Here is a 13,269-nt window from a genome sequence, read left to right as displayed (position 1 = left end):
AATACCCGCTATGCTATTTGTAACTGTCCAGAGCGAAGACATGGCTGTTACGGCTGTAGATTTAATTGCGCTTTTAATTTCTTAAATTAGTGGAAACTAACTAATCCGATGAAATATACGACTGAAATTACTATTGATCTTCCCAGGACGGAATTCATAAAAAAGCTGGATAATCCTGAAAACATGAGGCATTGGCAGCGTGGTTTGACGGAGTACAAACAGATTTCCGGCAATCCCGGGGAAGAAGGGGCCAAAATGGAGTTACATTACAAGATGGGTAAACGGGAAATGGTGCTGGTTGAGACCATCATCAAACGCAATTTACCTTATGAATTCCATACCACGTATGACACCAAAGGAGTACATAACATCCAAAAAAATTACTTCAACGATCTCGATGATCATACGACCAAATGGATCTCTGAATCAGAATTTCAATTCTCAGGGTTTATGATGAAAGTTATGGGTTTCCTCATGCCGGGAGCATTTAAAAAGCAATCGCTCAAGTACCTGCAGGACTTTAAGGCATTCGCAGAAAAAGGAGTTTCCGTTTCAGAATCTTAGGCCATGGAAAAACAGGACACTAAAGCAAAAAAAATCAAGTTGATCTGGGATTTCCGGGGACCCACTGCCAGGAATACTGCCCAGCATTATAAAAAGCATCTGCTGGAATATGCCGTATTGGAGGGTCTGGATCTTCAGATAAGCGGGTCTACGGACCTCAGCGATGCACATAGCATTGCCTACCTGGTGGTAAATGAATCCCAGATGCGGCAGGTAAGAGATGATTTAAAACCTAATCGCGGAGAAATTTACGATGGTTAACGTTCACTACATTTTCAATTTTATATTAAGGTACATCCGGCTCTTTTTGTTTTTGTCAGGGACCTTGTTAATCCTCAATTGCGCTGCCGGAGTTTCGCAAAAAAATCCGCTAGAGGTTGCCTTGTCCTCAGACAATCCAAAGATCAGGAAGGTGATGGACAGTGTAGAGAACTATGAAGTACAAATTCGCTATACCCAAATAGACCGCAGGAATGACAGCATATTGTTCAGTGATTTCGACTTCCAGGTAGACAAGGATAGGTATTTCTACCCCGCGAGTACAGTTAAATTTCCCATTGCCGTACTTGCATTGGAAAAACTGAATCATATTGACAGCCTCTCCCGGGATGTAAAATTCTACATTGAAGGAGATTCCGTAGAAAACACCTTTGCCGAAGACGTTATAAAGATCTTTGCGGTAAGTGATAATCATGCCAACAACAGATTGCTGGAATTTCTTGGGCAAGACACCATAAATCACAATCTAAGCGAAAAAGGCGTTTCCCCGGTACGCATTTCGCACAGGTTGGGATTTCACTCCGATGTGCTTACTACTAAACCGCTTATCCTTTACATGAATGACAGTACCCTGGCCACCACTTCCTCCCTAATGAATACGGAGCCGAAGGCACTTGAACTTGAAGGGGTCATGAAGGGCAGGGGCTACTATGCTGAGGATTCGCTTTATATGGAACCTTTTGATTTTAGTTTAAAGAACTATTATCCCATAGCCACACAGCACGGGGTTTTGAAACGGGTTGTTTTTCCTCAAAACTTCAGCGACGAAGAGCAGTTTCGCTTAAGTGAGGATCAGCGTGAGTTTCTGCTGGATGCCATGCAGATCCTTCCGAGAGAAGCGGATTACGATCCTAAGACCTATTACGACGGTTACTGCAAGTTTTTCCTATACGGAGATACAGATGACGTCATCCCGGACCATATCCAGATATACAATAAAGTAGGATTTGCTTACGGGGCGCTAACGGATTGCGCTTATATTGTTGATACCCGTAACGGGATTGAATTTATGCTCACCGCGACCATACTCGTAAACAAGGACGGGATCTTCAATGACGATGCCTACGAATACGACGAAACGGGCATTCCCTTTCTGGCAGAATTGGGAAGACAGCTCTACCAGATAGAATTGGAACGTAAGGGGAGTGAATAAACCTCCCTCGCTGAAACTACGAAGGGTGAAATCAGTTGGCATTTAGCAGTCCTCCTTAGCCAAAGCTTCGGAGGATAAATTAGCCAGTGGACAGATGCTATTATTTAGTTGCATTTACGCGCTAAAACCGGTTTTATCCCTACATAATTCATTGGCTAATCGCATAAACAATCATCAATTAATACATCAATCATGGAAAAATTAAGCTTCGATTCCTTTACAAAGAAGATCTACATTAAGACATCAATGGAGAAAATGTACTGGTGCTGGGGCACCTCCGAAGGGATTTGCTCCTGGTTCCTCAGGAAGGCGGATTATCTTACCTCCGAGGGCAAACTTCGCGACTCAAAAGAGTTTATAAAGGCTGGCGATACTTATATCTGGGAATGGCACAATTGGGATGGACAGGAAAAAGGCCAGGTCATCCAGGCAAATGGTAAGAATTATATTGAGATCTCTTTCGCGGAAGTAAGTAAGGTAGCCATAAGCCTGGAAGATCATGGCAAGGCTGTTTTGCTTAGTTTAAGACAATATGAGATCCCGACTGATGAAGAGAGCAAGTTAAATATTCACTACGGTTGCAGTAACGGCTGGAGCTTCTGGATGGCAAACCTCAAGGCCTATCTGGAACATGGGATTTTGCTTAACGAAACAGAATTTGATCTCACTAAGATCCCATTGGCGGGCTTTGAGTTTGTAAATATGTAAAAAAGCACCGCCTTAGGAAGCGGTGCTTTTGGAAACAACAACATAACCCTCCCTTAGTTGGGCATCACCACATCTTCGATAATATGAATCACTCCGTTAGAAGCCATTACATCAGTCTTTGCAATTTTGCTGTAATTTCCTTTGGTATCTTTTAGGTAGATCCCATCATCTTTCTTAACCGCCATCACTTTGGCTCCATTTAAAGTGGTTAACTCCGCTTTACCGTTGCCGCTTTCCAGGGCTTTAACCACGTCGGCTGCTGCCAGTTTTCCGGCTACCACATGATAGGTGAGAATCGCAGCCAGCTTTTCCTTGTTCTCAGGTTGCAACAATGAATTCAGGGCGTTTGAATCTATTTTGGCGAAACCGGAATTTACCGGGGCGAAAACCGTAAACGGCCCGTCTCCTTTTAGGGCATTAACAAGATCTGCCGCCTGTAATGCGGAAACCAGGGTTGAGAAATCGTCTACGGATACAGCGATATCTACTATATCCTTGGATTTATTCTGAGCTGATACGGTCTGAACGAATAAAAACAAGGCCGCTGTCGAAATAATAAAGAGTACTTTTTTCATGATTTGTTTTTTAGATTTAATTTTAAAAGGTGATTGAATTCGTGCACTTTTCTCTCTTAATTACACAGGGTATTGGCCGAGGGATGAGCAAGGGGGCTTTTTTATCATATCTTTAACACAAATATGAGCACAAAGGCTGGAGACATTTTGGCACTAGAGAGGCTGCGTAATGGTGAAAAGGACGCTCTGTACTCCTTGTACGACAAGTACTCGGGAGCCTTGTATGGCGTTATTCTCAGGATGTGTAAACGGGAAGACCTTGCCAACGACATACTACAAGATACCTTTGTGAAGATCTGGCAAAAAATCGGGACTTATGACTCACAAAAGGGTAAGTTTTATACCTGGGCTTACCGAATCGCCAAAAATACCACCTTAAATGCACTAAGAAAGACGGACAACCTCATCCAAACGGAAGATTTAAATGTATATGATAATAAAAGTGCGGAACTAACAAAACCAGATTACACCGCCCTGAACGGTATACTAAAAAAGTTGGAACCACATCACCGCAGGGCTCTGGAGTTGGTTTATTTCCAGGGATTAACCCATCGCGAAGCGCATGAGGAGATGGGGGTTCCACTTGGGACCTTCAAATCTTATGTAAGACAAGCGTTGAAACAGCTTCGGCAGCGTTATCAGAATGAGGCATTGTTAGTGTTATGGTTTATCGAAGCGTTGGCATATGGATAAGAAAAAGATCATAGACGAAGGACTTTTGGAATTATATCTTCTGGGGGAACTGGGAGATAAGGAAGTAGTCGCTGTTGAAAAGGCTCTTAATGAAGACATGGAACTCAGAGAGCAATACCGGATTATGGAAGAAGACTTTGAGCGCATGGCCTTTGAAAATGCCGTAGACCCACCTGAAAAGGTGAAGCAGTCCTTAAAAAGTTCGCTGGAGTCTGAAAATAAGGAAGTAGGTGTCCGACAATTGAATTCAGCTTCCGAATCCCCTACTTTTCAGCGAAGCCGCTTATTAGTGGCCGCAAGTCTGGCAGCTCTTTTTGCCCTGGGCTCGTTCTGGCTATACCTGAGATGGCAAACGGCCGAAGAGAACCTGCAGTTGTTACAACAACAGACGGCCGAAATGCAATCGAGAATAAACGATCTGGAACAAAACTACCAGGAAACCAATATGCGGTATCAGCAGATCAATAATCCGAATGTGGTTCCCCTGGTACTTGTTGGAAACCAATTACTTCCGGAATCTAAAGTGATAGCTTATTTAAACCATGCGACCAAGGAGGTAGTGGTGAATTCACAGGGGCTACCCACCCTGGATGCCGAGAAGGTTTATCAAATGTGGGCGGATGTTGAAGGTGAGATGATCAATATGGGTCTGGTACCAACGAATCAGCAATGGATAAGCCTGAAATATATAGACCATGCGGAATCGCTGAATATTACCATTGAGCCGCCCGGAGGAAACGATCATCCAACCGTAGAAAATCTGATCTCCAATGTGATTTTATAGGAGAAAATCAACTCCTAATTTATCTCAGAGCCGTTTTTTGATCCTACCTCTGAAAAGGTTTCCAATTCAGAAGATACTGAAACCGGTTCACCGTAGAGGTCAAAGTCTGCCGCATCGGTAATGCGGATTGTAGCGAAATCACCTTGCTTTAAATAGAAACGGGATGCGTCTACAAGCACTTCATTGTCCACATCAGGGGAGTCGAATTCTGTCCTTCCGACAAAGTAATTTCCCTCTTTGCGATCGATCAGGCATCGAAAGACCTTCCCTACCTTCTCCTGGTTCAGTTCCCAGGAGATCTGTGACTGTAATTCCATGATCTCATTAGCGCGTTGCTGCTTTAGGATTTCGGGAACATCGTCATTGAGTTGGAAGGCGTGGGTATTTTCTTCATGACTGTAGGTGAAGCATCCCAAGCGTTCAAAGCGCATTTTCCTGACCCATTCTTTGAGTAACTGAAAATCCTCTTTGGTCTCCCCGGGATATCCCACGATCAATGTTGTTCTGATCGCCATATCCGGAACGGCCTTCCTGAAGTTCTGCAAGAGCGCGGTGGTCTTCTCTTCCGTCGTACCCCTGCGCATACTTTTTAAGATCTTATCGGAGATATGCTGTAGCGGAATGTCTATATAATTGCAGATCTTAGGCTCTTTCCGCATAACCTCTAGCACATCCATTGGAAATCCAGTGGGGAAGGCGTAGTGCAAACGGATCCATTCAATACCTTCTACCTGGACCAAGGCCCCGAGCAAGTCTGCCAGTTGACGCTTTTTGTAGAGGTCGAGCCCGTAGTAAGTAAGGTCCTGGGCGATCAAAATAAGCTCTTTCACCCCTTTTGCAGCTAATTTTTCAGCTTCAAGTACCAGTTCCTCAATCGGTTTGCTCCGGTGTTTTCCTCTCATCAAAGGTATGGCGCAAAAAGAACAGGGCCTGTCACAACCTTCTGCTATCTTAAGATAGGCGTAGTTTTTGGGTGTAGTGGTAAGTCTGTCGCCTATTAATTCGTGTTTATAGTCCGCGCCCAGGGCCTTAAGCAGGTTTGGCAGGTCGCTGGTTCCAAAGTAGGCATCTACATCAGGGATCTCCTTTTCCAGGTCCGGCTTGTAGCGCTCGCTAAGGCATCCGGTAACAAAGACCTTGTCTACTTCTCCTGACTCCTTCTTGCGAACGAAATCTAAAATGGTATTTACGCTCTCTTCTTTGGCATTAGCAATAAAACCGCAGGTATTGATCACCACTACATTGCCTTCCTCCTCGTGAACCACCTCTTTCTGATTCGCCTTAAGCTGACCCATTAATACCTCAGAATCGTAAAGGTTTTTGGAACAGCCCAGAGTAACTACATTGATCTTATTCTTTTTCAGGGATTTGGTACGCATGAATTTCTTTCTGGACTGCAAAAATACGATTTCTTTCCACTTTCATCCTCCGAAGCTTTGCCGAAGGAGGATTGCAATTTGAGAATATGAAAATTTAGACGGTAGGATAGTTGGACGGTTAGATTTTTAGACGGTTAGACGTTTGGATAGTTGGACGGTTAGATTTTTAGACGGTTAGACGTTTGGATATTTAGACGGTTAGATTTTTAGACTTTTGGATGGCTGGATTTTTAGACTTTTGGATAGTTAGACGGTTAGATTCTTAGATTCCTGGAAGCCTAGCTGAAGGACTGTTAACTGCCCACTGCAAACTGCCCACTGAAAATGGGGTTCTAAGCCCCACCCCAAGTTTAAGTTAAGCTTTGGCACTGCATTTTTAAAGCAGGAAGGCGATTTGTCAATTTGAGAATTTGGAAATTTAGACTGTTGGATAGTTGGAAGGTTAGATTTTTAGACTTTTGGATGGCTGGATTTTTAGACTTTTGGATAGTTAGACGGTTAGATTCTTAGACGTTTGGATATTTAGACGGTTAGATTGTTGAACTCTCGGAACGCAAGCTCAAGGACTGTTCACTGATTACTGTTCACTGACTACTACTAATCAGTCCTCATACCCCTGAGGCATATTGCGTGCCTGAATTGCATCTTCGAAAGCCTTTCCTAATTTCAGTAGTCTCCCTTCTTCGTATTGTTTTCCGATAAAGGTCAGACTAATAGGCTCTCCGGACTCTTTGTACCCCATGGGTACAGTTAGAGCCGGGTATTTGGCGACAGCGGCATATCCGGCGTGGTAGTTGTTTATGGACAAGACCGCATCCAGCCTGAATTCATTCATGGCAGTATTAAAGTAGGTCCTGCCGTTTTTCTGGAGACGGGCTTTAATTTCTGCCAATTCCTCCGCCGTTGTCGAATCCGCCAGTATGCCTTCAAACAAGGCATGTCCATAAGGAATTCGGAGCAGGGAATCGCTTTCATTGAATGCTACAGCATCAGCGATAGAGTTGATAGTCACTTCCGAATTGTTCTTAGTAAAACGTTCAAGGTAAGCCGGCAGATCGTGCTTCATATCCATATTCAAGATATTGATGAAGCCACTCATATCTACTTCAGGTGGACTAAACTCAAAGATCCGAGCTCCTAAATCGCGTAGTTTTGCGACGGTAGTCCTGTAAATTGAATCACTTTCCATTAAACTTTTAAACACCCCAAGTTTTTTCCCTTTAAGGCCGCTGTCATCTTCGGCCGGTTTGTACCATACACCTTCCCAATTTGTCTGTACCGAGGCCTCATCCGTCTCGTCAAAACCCCTCATAGCATCCAGGAATATTCCATTGTCCGTCACATTTTTGGTCATCGGACCGGGGGTATCCAGGGTTCCTGAGATAGGAACGATACCCGATCTGCTCAAAAGGCCTACGGTAGGTTTCAGGCCTACCACGGAATTCTGGCTGGAGGGGGACAAGATGGAGCCGGAGGTTTCCGTGCCCACAGCGGCAACGGCGTAATTAGCAGCAACAGAAGTACCGCTTCCCGAACTGGATCCTCCGGATTCAAACTGTCTGGGACCGTAAGGGTTAAGGGTCTGTCCGCCAATCGCGCTGTATCCCACCGGGCAACCACTACACATGAAGTACGCCCATTCGCTGAGATTTACTTTACCCAATATAAGGGCTCCTTTATCCTTTAATTGCCGTACGATGAAGGCATCTTCCGGATCGTTGTAAGCAAGAGCAATGGATCCGGCCGTAGTGCGCATACCACTGGAATTGATATTGTCTTTAAGTAATATGGGCATACCGTAAATGGCATGTTTATCCCCGGTATCCCCCGCTTTTAATTCCGAATCCCGCTGTCTCGCCTCATCAACCACATTGGGATTCAATGCGATTACCGTATTCAGAGTAGTAACATTATCCAGTTCGTATTTGTAAATGCGGTAGAGGTAGAACAAGACCAACTCTTCGTAAGTTAACTTACCGGACCGGACAGCAGCTTGAATTGTGGGAATATCCTGTTCCAGGACCAGCGGTTTGAGCTTTTGGTAGGATGTTTCGGAAAAGGCGGAAACTTCAGCATAAAGTGGCCGGAAGACCTCGTTCTTATCAATTACTTTAGACTGTATAAGTTTGTAACGCATTCGTTCTACTTCATGATCCTGATTAGCCGCCACCTGGGCCGAATCGTTATATGGTTCCCAGAGTACAACCTCCGCTTCCGTTTTTTTCACTTCCTGCTTGCACGACAAAAGCGTGGCAAATAGCAATAGCCATATAATTCTATTCATTCTTATTTGCTTTTAAGACCGATTTCCAGTCATCGATGTTTTTTTGGTTCATCCGGACAAATTCATCCTTACCTTCGGCAGATGCGAGTTCCAGGGATTTCTGAGCGGAAACTATCGCGGAGGGAAAATCACCCAGAGCAGCTTCTACCAGGGATTTTACCCGGTGAAAGTAGTAAGTATCCCCTCCTTGCTCCAGGGCTTTATTCAAATAGTCCAGGGCAAGCTCAAAATCCTTTCCCTGCTCCTGGAGATACCTGCCGGCCTCATAATAGGTTTGGGCCGTGGGCTTATCTGTTATTTTTCTGCTGATCTCCCGTTGCATTGCAGCATGTGTATCTACGGAGATAGGGATGGTGATCCTCGTACGATCCCATAGCCAAAGCATTTTCATGCTATTGTGATCGATTTCGTCAAAGGTGATCAGGAAGTTTTCCTGTTTATCGCTAATCTTTTCAGGGGTCAGCCTAATTCTAAAGGCATCCTCTTTCGGATTGTAGGCTTTTCTGCCGTCTCCCCAATGACCAGTGTTTGTATGAAAAACAATCTGCCAGGACTGCTCTTCCGGGAAAGCGTACAAGGCATAGGTCCCGGCAGGAAGTCGGCTCCCGCCTATAGTTAGATCCGTATCTGTGGTAAACTTCGTGGAAGCATTTGCACCTACCCGCCAAATTCGGCCATATGGGACCAGATCCCCAAAAATTTCCCGACCGCGAACGGCCGGTCTGGAATACTCAACCGTGATTTTAGAAAGTCCTATCTGCTGTTCTATCCGGGAAAAGGGGCTGGCTTTGGGATGCTCTATCTGACCCCAGGCAAAAGGGCATAACAACAAGAGTCCGATGCTCAGTAATAATTTCAAGTTCCGGTATTAAAGAAAGAGTCTACAAATTCGTATTTATTAAAAACCTGGAGATCGTCAATACCCTCGCCTACACCAATGTATTTAACCGGTATCTGAAACTGATCTGAGATTCCGATCACGACACCCCCTTTGGCGGTACCATCCAGTTTGGTTACAGCCAGGGAAGTCACTTCGGTGGCTTTGGTAAACTGCTTCGCCTGTTCGAAGGCGTTTTGTCCTGTAGAACCATCCAGCACCAACAATACATCATGGGGAGCGTCTGGGATAACCTTTTGCATAACCCGTTTCACTTTGCCCAGTTCGTTCATCAGATTCACCTTGTTGTGGAGGCGGCCCGCAGTATCGATCAAAACCACATCGGCATCCTGGTTTACAGCAGAACTCAGGGTATCGAAAGCGACTGAAGCCGGGTCGCTGCCCATTTTCTGTTTGATTATGGGAACATCTACCCTATCTGCCCATACCTGTAATTGATCTATGGCCGCGGCCCTAAAGGTATCCCCTGCGCCCAAGATTACTTTTAGACCCTGCTGCCTGAACTGATGGGCCAGTTTACCAATGGTAGTGGTCTTTCCTACTCCGTTTACACCAACCACCATAACTACAAAAGGTTTGGCCCCTTCCGGGATTACAAAGTCGGTGGCCTCTCCCTGGTGGGTTTCCGACAATAATCCGGCAATTTCCTCTCTGAGTATGCCGTGCAATTCTTCCGTACCCATGTATTTATCACGGGCTACGCGCTCTTCTATTCTTTCTATGATCTTAAGCGTGGTATCAACCCCCACATCGGAAGTGACCAGTACTTCTTCCAGGTCGTCCAGAACCTCATCATCCACCTTGGATTTCCCTGCAACGGCCTTGCTGAGTTTTGAAAAAAAACTGGTTTTGGATTTTTCCAGACCCTTGTCCAGCGTCTCCTTTTTCTGAGACGAAAATATCTTTTTAAATAAGCTCATGCTGCTAATTGAATCGGTTTACCAAAGATAGGAAATGCACTTTAACATTGTGTGGATAACCGCTGAAATGTTCTGGCACTTACGATCTTAAAGTATCCGAATTAATGCCAATAAAAAAGCCGCTTTATAAAGCGGCTTGAGAATATCTTAGATCGATGGGTTATTTCTTAGCTAACCAATCGTTAACCAATTCCGGAGGCATAACACCTTCAACAAAAGTGTAAGCACCGCTTTTTGGAGATTTTACCATTTTAATGGCTTTGGTAAGTCTTTTTGAACTCGATTGTAAGGTTGCTACCGTCTTCTTTGCCATGGTTTCTTATTTTATCTCTTTGTGAATGGTCATACGCTTAAGGATTGGATTAAATTTCTTGATCTCCAATCTGTCTGGCGAATTCTTTTTGTTCTTCGTCGTGATATATCTGGAAGTCCCTGGCATACCGGATTTCTTATGCTCGGTACACTCTAAAATTACCTGGACTCTGTTTCCCTTTTTTGCCATCTTAAACTATCGTATTTGGATTATTTTACCAATCCTTGTTCTCTTGCTTCCTTTAAAACTGCGGAAATTCCCTTTTTATTGATGGTCTTAAGTGCCCTGGTAGACACTTTTAGAGTGATCCATCTGTCTTCCTCAGGAATATAAAAACGCTTTTTAGATAGATTTACGTTAAATCTTCTCTTGGTCTTATTGATCGAAAAAGAAACGTTGTTTCCGAACATTGCCCTCTTCCCAGTAATCTCGCAGACTTTTGACATTGCGTTACTTTTTACTTGATTTTAAACAGGGTGCAAATTTAGCTCATTTTTGCGGGACCCACAACAATCTTTTCTAGAAATTTAAAATTTCAGCCTTAAGCATCTCAAATGCCTTGTGGACAGACTTTTGCACGATTCTGGTACGGTGATTTCCCATAGTAAACTTTTGCGCTTTTACACCCGAAGGGGAGGCAATGGCGATGTAAACGGTTCCGACATCTGCGTCGGAATCACCCTTGGTTGGTCCGGCGTTACCGGTTGTGGCGATTGCAAAATCAGATTGAAGCTGGCTTTTAGCCTGTTCAGCCATGGCCCCGGCCACTTCCGGGCTAACCACGGAGTACTTTTCCACCAGCTCTTTGGGAATCCCCAAAACCTGGATCTTGGCAGCAGTAGCATAACTGACAATGCTCCCCATGAAATAGGCGGAAGCACCTGGTATTGCAGTAAGTTTGGCTGCAATATTTCCACCGGTAAAGCTTTCGGCAACCGCGAGGGTAAGATTCCGTTTTGTCAATAAAGAGGCAACAACCGCCTCTATGGCCCCATTCTCTTCTTCTCCCGAAATGATATCACCTATTAGCCCGTATAGTTTTTTTATTTCAACTTCCATGGACGTTTTAAGATGCTCTTTGTCCGTGCCTTTCGCGGTAAGCCTGAGCCTAACCTTGCCCAGGTTTGGCAGATAGGCCAGCTTTATGTAGGCCGGCAGTTCGTCTTCCCAGGTTTCAATACGTTGAGCGATCGCACTTTCCCCAAGTCCATAAGTCATAATGGTACGATGAAGAATGTAAGGCCGCTCAAATTCCACCGTGATTTTGGGAATGATATGGTGGGTCATCAGGTTTTTCATTTCGAAGGGTACACCGGGCATGGAAATGAATACCTTATTTCCCTTTCTGATCCACATGCCGGGAGCGGTACCATAGGCATTGTGCAAAACCTCTGCCCTGGAAGGGATCAGAGCCTGTTGTCGGTTGAGATCGGAAATTGGGGTTGAAATGTACTTTTTGAATAATTCTTCGATATGTTCCAGTACTTCGGGCCTGGGAACCAGGGTATCCTCAAAATACTCTGCCAGGGTGTGTTTGGTGATATCGTCCTTAGTTGGCCCTAATCCTCCCGTAATAAAAACCACATCCGCCCTGGATTCTGCATCCTTCAAGGCCTTTAGAATGTGAGACCTATCGTCCTGTACCGAAGTAATCTGATAAACAGAAACTCCAATTCTATTCAGTTCTGAAGCAATAAAGGCAGAATTAGTATCTGTGATCTGACCGATAAGGATCTCATCTCCTATCGTAATGATCTCGGCTAACATCAGAGGTCGAAGTCTTTTTTAAGCTCAGAAATTACCTGTAAGACATCTTTTTTGAGGAGTGGAAACTTTTCCGCGATCTCGGCACTATTCGCAGAACTCTTTCCAAGGGTCTCGATCTCCAGGGCTGTAGCACGGGTTTGTTCCATACCCAAGAGATCCACATTAGGTTTAATCTTATGTGCCAGTTTATAGACGTTTTCGTAATCCATAGAAGCAATAGCGCTCTCAAGATCTTCCAGATCCTGGGGCACTTCTTCGAGAAAAACCGAAATGACAGAATTTACAAAATCCTGATCTCCATCCGCCATTTCATTTATTTTGTCCAGACTGTATATCATTTACTTCACTTTTATACCAAACAGTTCTTTGTCTTCTAGCGTACCGGAAAGGTAATCATTTACGCTAATTTTACCAACACCCGCTGGTGTTCCGGTAAAAATCACATCCCCTTTTTTCAAGGTAAAATAGGTAGAAACGAAAGAAATGATCTCGTCAATCTTCCAGATCATCTGCCCGCTATTCCCCTTTTGTACTACTTCACCGTTCTTCTTCAGGACAAAGTTCAGGTTGTTTACATCCTTAAAATCAGATTTTGGAAGCCATTCCCCTATTACTGCAGCACCATCAAAACCCTTGGCCTTTTCCCAGGGTAAGCCCTTCTTTTTTAAGGTTGCCTGAAGGTCCCTTGCCGTAAAATCTATCCCCAGGCCTATCTCATCGTAGTAGGTGTGCGCAAATCTTTGATCAATATGCTTTCCTACTTTCTTTATTTTCACCAGGATTTCGACTTCGTAGTGTACATCATTGGAAAATTCCGGGATATAGAAGTCCTGTTCCCTGGGCAATACAGCGGAATCCGGTTTAATGAAAACCACCGGTTCCTCCGGACGTTCATTATGCAATTCATTGATGTGTTCCGTATAGTTACGGCCTATGCAAATGATCTTCATAA

The 13,269-nt window shown here is 44.4% G+C and carries 17 protein-coding genes; 6 read left to right on the top strand and 11 right to left on the bottom strand.

Annotated elements, in window-relative coordinates; translation table 11 throughout:
- The first annotated feature begins 108 nt into the window (after positions 1–108).
- The 4 genes from GTQ38_RS07775 (at position 109) to GTQ38_RS07760 (ending at position 2,704) form a co-directional block, all read left to right on the top strand.
- Positions 109–564 (top strand): SRPBCC family protein, encoded by a 456-nt coding sequence (locus tag GTQ38_RS07775; RefSeq protein ID WP_161434931.1) that lies wholly within the window; start codon positions 109–111, stop codon positions 562–564.
- A gap of 3 nt (positions 565–567) precedes the next feature.
- Positions 568–825 (top strand): hypothetical protein, encoded by a 258-nt coding sequence (locus tag GTQ38_RS07770; RefSeq protein WP_161434930.1) that lies wholly within the window; start codon positions 568–570, stop codon positions 823–825.
- Positions 826–979: 154 nt separating this feature from the next.
- Positions 980–1,996 (top strand): serine hydrolase, encoded by a 1,017-nt coding sequence (locus tag GTQ38_RS07765; protein ID WP_317169052.1) that lies wholly within the window; start codon positions 980–982, stop codon positions 1,994–1,996.
- Between the two features lie 192 nt (positions 1,997–2,188).
- A complete protein-coding gene (locus tag GTQ38_RS07760) occupies positions 2,189–2,704 on the top strand; it encodes an SRPBCC family protein (RefSeq protein WP_161434928.1) in 516 nt (171 codons plus the stop codon).
- A gap of 53 nt (positions 2,705–2,757) precedes the next feature.
- On the opposite strand, the gene GTQ38_RS07755 is transcribed toward GTQ38_RS07760, so the two are convergent.
- The gene (locus tag GTQ38_RS07755; protein ID WP_161434927.1) at positions 2,758–3,279 is read right to left on the bottom strand and encodes a fasciclin domain-containing protein; all 522 of its coding nucleotides are present in this window, start codon (positions 3,277–3,279) and stop codon (positions 2,758–2,760) included.
- Between the two features lie 123 nt (positions 3,280–3,402).
- Here GTQ38_RS07755 and GTQ38_RS07750 point away from each other — a divergent pair, with 123 nt between their 5' ends.
- Positions 3,403–3,972 (top strand): RNA polymerase sigma factor, encoded by a 570-nt coding sequence (locus GTQ38_RS07750; protein ID WP_161434926.1) that lies wholly within the window; start codon positions 3,403–3,405, stop codon positions 3,970–3,972.
- A complete protein-coding gene (locus tag GTQ38_RS07745) occupies positions 3,965–4,756 on the top strand; it encodes an anti-sigma factor (protein WP_161434925.1) in 792 nt (263 codons plus the stop codon). Before GTQ38_RS07750 ends, GTQ38_RS07745 begins: the two co-directional genes overlap by 8 nt.
- A 14-nt stretch (positions 4,757–4,770) precedes the next feature.
- On the opposite strand, the gene rimO is transcribed toward GTQ38_RS07745, so the two are convergent.
- The 10 genes from rimO to GTQ38_RS07695 form a co-directional block, all read right to left on the bottom strand.
- On the bottom strand, positions 4,771–6,135 hold the full coding sequence (rimO, locus tag GTQ38_RS07740) for a 30S ribosomal protein S12 methylthiotransferase RimO (protein WP_161434924.1): 1,365 nt from the start codon (positions 6,133–6,135) through the stop codon (positions 4,771–4,773).
- A gap of 601 nt (positions 6,136–6,736) precedes the next feature.
- Positions 6,737–8,419: an amidase family protein gene (locus tag GTQ38_RS07735; RefSeq protein ID WP_161434923.1), complete on the bottom strand. Its 1,683-nt coding sequence runs from the start codon at positions 8,417–8,419 to the stop codon at positions 6,737–6,739.
- On the bottom strand, positions 8,412–9,278 hold the full coding sequence (locus GTQ38_RS07730; RefSeq protein WP_161434922.1) for a DUF2911 domain-containing protein: 867 nt from the start codon (positions 9,276–9,278) through the stop codon (positions 8,412–8,414). The genes GTQ38_RS07735 and GTQ38_RS07730 overlap by 8 nt, the downstream gene beginning before the upstream one ends.
- Entirely contained in the window at positions 9,275–10,237 is a 963-nt protein-coding gene (ftsY, locus tag GTQ38_RS07725) for a signal recognition particle-docking protein FtsY (RefSeq protein WP_161434921.1), read from the bottom strand. Before ftsY ends, GTQ38_RS07730 begins: the two co-directional genes overlap by 4 nt.
- Positions 10,238–10,397: 160 nt before the next feature.
- Positions 10,398–10,550, bottom strand: a complete 153-nt coding sequence (locus GTQ38_RS07720; RefSeq protein ID WP_161434920.1) for a DUF4295 domain-containing protein — start codon at positions 10,548–10,550, stop codon at positions 10,398–10,400.
- A 6-nt stretch (positions 10,551–10,556) separates the two neighbouring features.
- Entirely contained in the window at positions 10,557–10,739 is a 183-nt protein-coding gene (rpmG, locus tag GTQ38_RS07715) for a 50S ribosomal protein L33 (RefSeq protein ID WP_161434919.1), read from the bottom strand.
- 20 nt (positions 10,740–10,759) lie between these two features.
- Entirely contained in the window at positions 10,760–10,996 is a 237-nt protein-coding gene (gene rpmB, locus GTQ38_RS07710; protein ID WP_161434918.1) for a 50S ribosomal protein L28, read from the bottom strand.
- A 73-nt stretch (positions 10,997–11,069) separates the two neighbouring features.
- Positions 11,070–12,317: a competence/damage-inducible protein A gene (locus tag GTQ38_RS07705; RefSeq protein WP_161434917.1), complete on the bottom strand. Its 1,248-nt coding sequence runs from the start codon at positions 12,315–12,317 to the stop codon at positions 11,070–11,072.
- On the bottom strand, positions 12,317–12,655 hold the full coding sequence (locus GTQ38_RS07700; RefSeq protein ID WP_161434916.1) for an Hpt domain-containing protein: 339 nt from the start codon (positions 12,653–12,655) through the stop codon (positions 12,317–12,319). Before GTQ38_RS07700 ends, GTQ38_RS07705 begins: the two co-directional genes overlap by 1 nt.
- On the bottom strand, positions 12,656–13,267 hold the full coding sequence (locus tag GTQ38_RS07695) for a fumarylacetoacetate hydrolase family protein (RefSeq protein WP_161434915.1): 612 nt from the start codon (positions 13,265–13,267) through the stop codon (positions 12,656–12,658).
- Positions 13,268–13,269 lie beyond the last annotated feature (2 nt).

The organism is Poritiphilus flavus (genome assembly GCF_009901585.1).
Classification (GTDB): domain Bacteria; phylum Bacteroidota; class Bacteroidia; order Flavobacteriales; family Flavobacteriaceae; genus Poritiphilus; species Poritiphilus flavus.
This window is presented reverse-complemented; position numbering and strand designations above follow the sequence as displayed.

What these genes read in the sequence shown, in the direction of transcription:
- GTQ38_RS07775 (WP_161434931.1), top strand. Translation starts at nt 109, where the DNA reads ATGAAATATACGACTGAAATTACTATTGATCTTCCCAGGACGGAATTC.
- GTQ38_RS07770 (WP_161434930.1), top strand. Translation starts at nt 568, where the DNA reads ATGGAAAAACAGGACACTAAAGCAAAAAAAATCAAGTTGATCTGGGAT.
- GTQ38_RS07765 (WP_317169052.1), top strand. Translation starts at nt 980, where the DNA reads ATGGACAGTGTAGAGAACTATGAAGTACAAATTCGCTATACCCAAATA.
- GTQ38_RS07760 (WP_161434928.1), top strand. Translation starts at nt 2,189, where the DNA reads ATGGAAAAATTAAGCTTCGATTCCTTTACAAAGAAGATCTACATTAAG.
- GTQ38_RS07755 (WP_161434927.1), bottom strand. Translation starts at nt 3,279, where the DNA reads ATGAAAAAAGTACTCTTTATTATTTCGACAGCGGCCTTGTTTTTATTC.
- GTQ38_RS07750 (WP_161434926.1), top strand. Translation starts at nt 3,403, where the DNA reads ATGAGCACAAAGGCTGGAGACATTTTGGCACTAGAGAGGCTGCGTAAT.
- GTQ38_RS07745 (WP_161434925.1), top strand. Translation starts at nt 3,965, where the DNA reads ATGGATAAGAAAAAGATCATAGACGAAGGACTTTTGGAATTATATCTT.
- rimO (WP_161434924.1), bottom strand. Translation starts at nt 6,135, where the DNA reads ATGCGTACCAAATCCCTGAAAAAGAATAAGATCAATGTAGTTACTCTG.
- GTQ38_RS07735 (WP_161434923.1), bottom strand. Translation starts at nt 8,419, where the DNA reads ATGAATAGAATTATATGGCTATTGCTATTTGCCACGCTTTTGTCGTGC.
- ftsY (WP_161434921.1), bottom strand. Translation starts at nt 10,237, where the DNA reads ATGAGCTTATTTAAAAAGATATTTTCGTCTCAGAAAAAGGAGACGCTG.
- GTQ38_RS07720 (WP_161434920.1), bottom strand. Translation starts at nt 10,550, where the DNA reads ATGGCAAAGAAGACGGTAGCAACCTTACAATCGAGTTCAAAAAGACTT.
- rpmG (WP_161434919.1), bottom strand. Translation starts at nt 10,739, where the DNA reads ATGGCAAAAAAGGGAAACAGAGTCCAGGTAATTTTAGAGTGTACCGAG.
- rpmB (WP_161434918.1), bottom strand. Translation starts at nt 10,996, where the DNA reads ATGTCAAAAGTCTGCGAGATTACTGGGAAGAGGGCAATGTTCGGAAAC.
- GTQ38_RS07705 (WP_161434917.1), bottom strand. Translation starts at nt 12,317, where the DNA reads ATGTTAGCCGAGATCATTACGATAGGAGATGAGATCCTTATCGGTCAG.
- GTQ38_RS07700 (WP_161434916.1), bottom strand. Translation starts at nt 12,655, where the DNA reads ATGATATACAGTCTGGACAAAATAAATGAAATGGCGGATGGAGATCAG.
- GTQ38_RS07695 (WP_161434915.1), bottom strand. Translation starts at nt 13,267, where the DNA reads ATGAAGATCATTTGCATAGGCCGTAACTATACGGAACACATCAATGAA.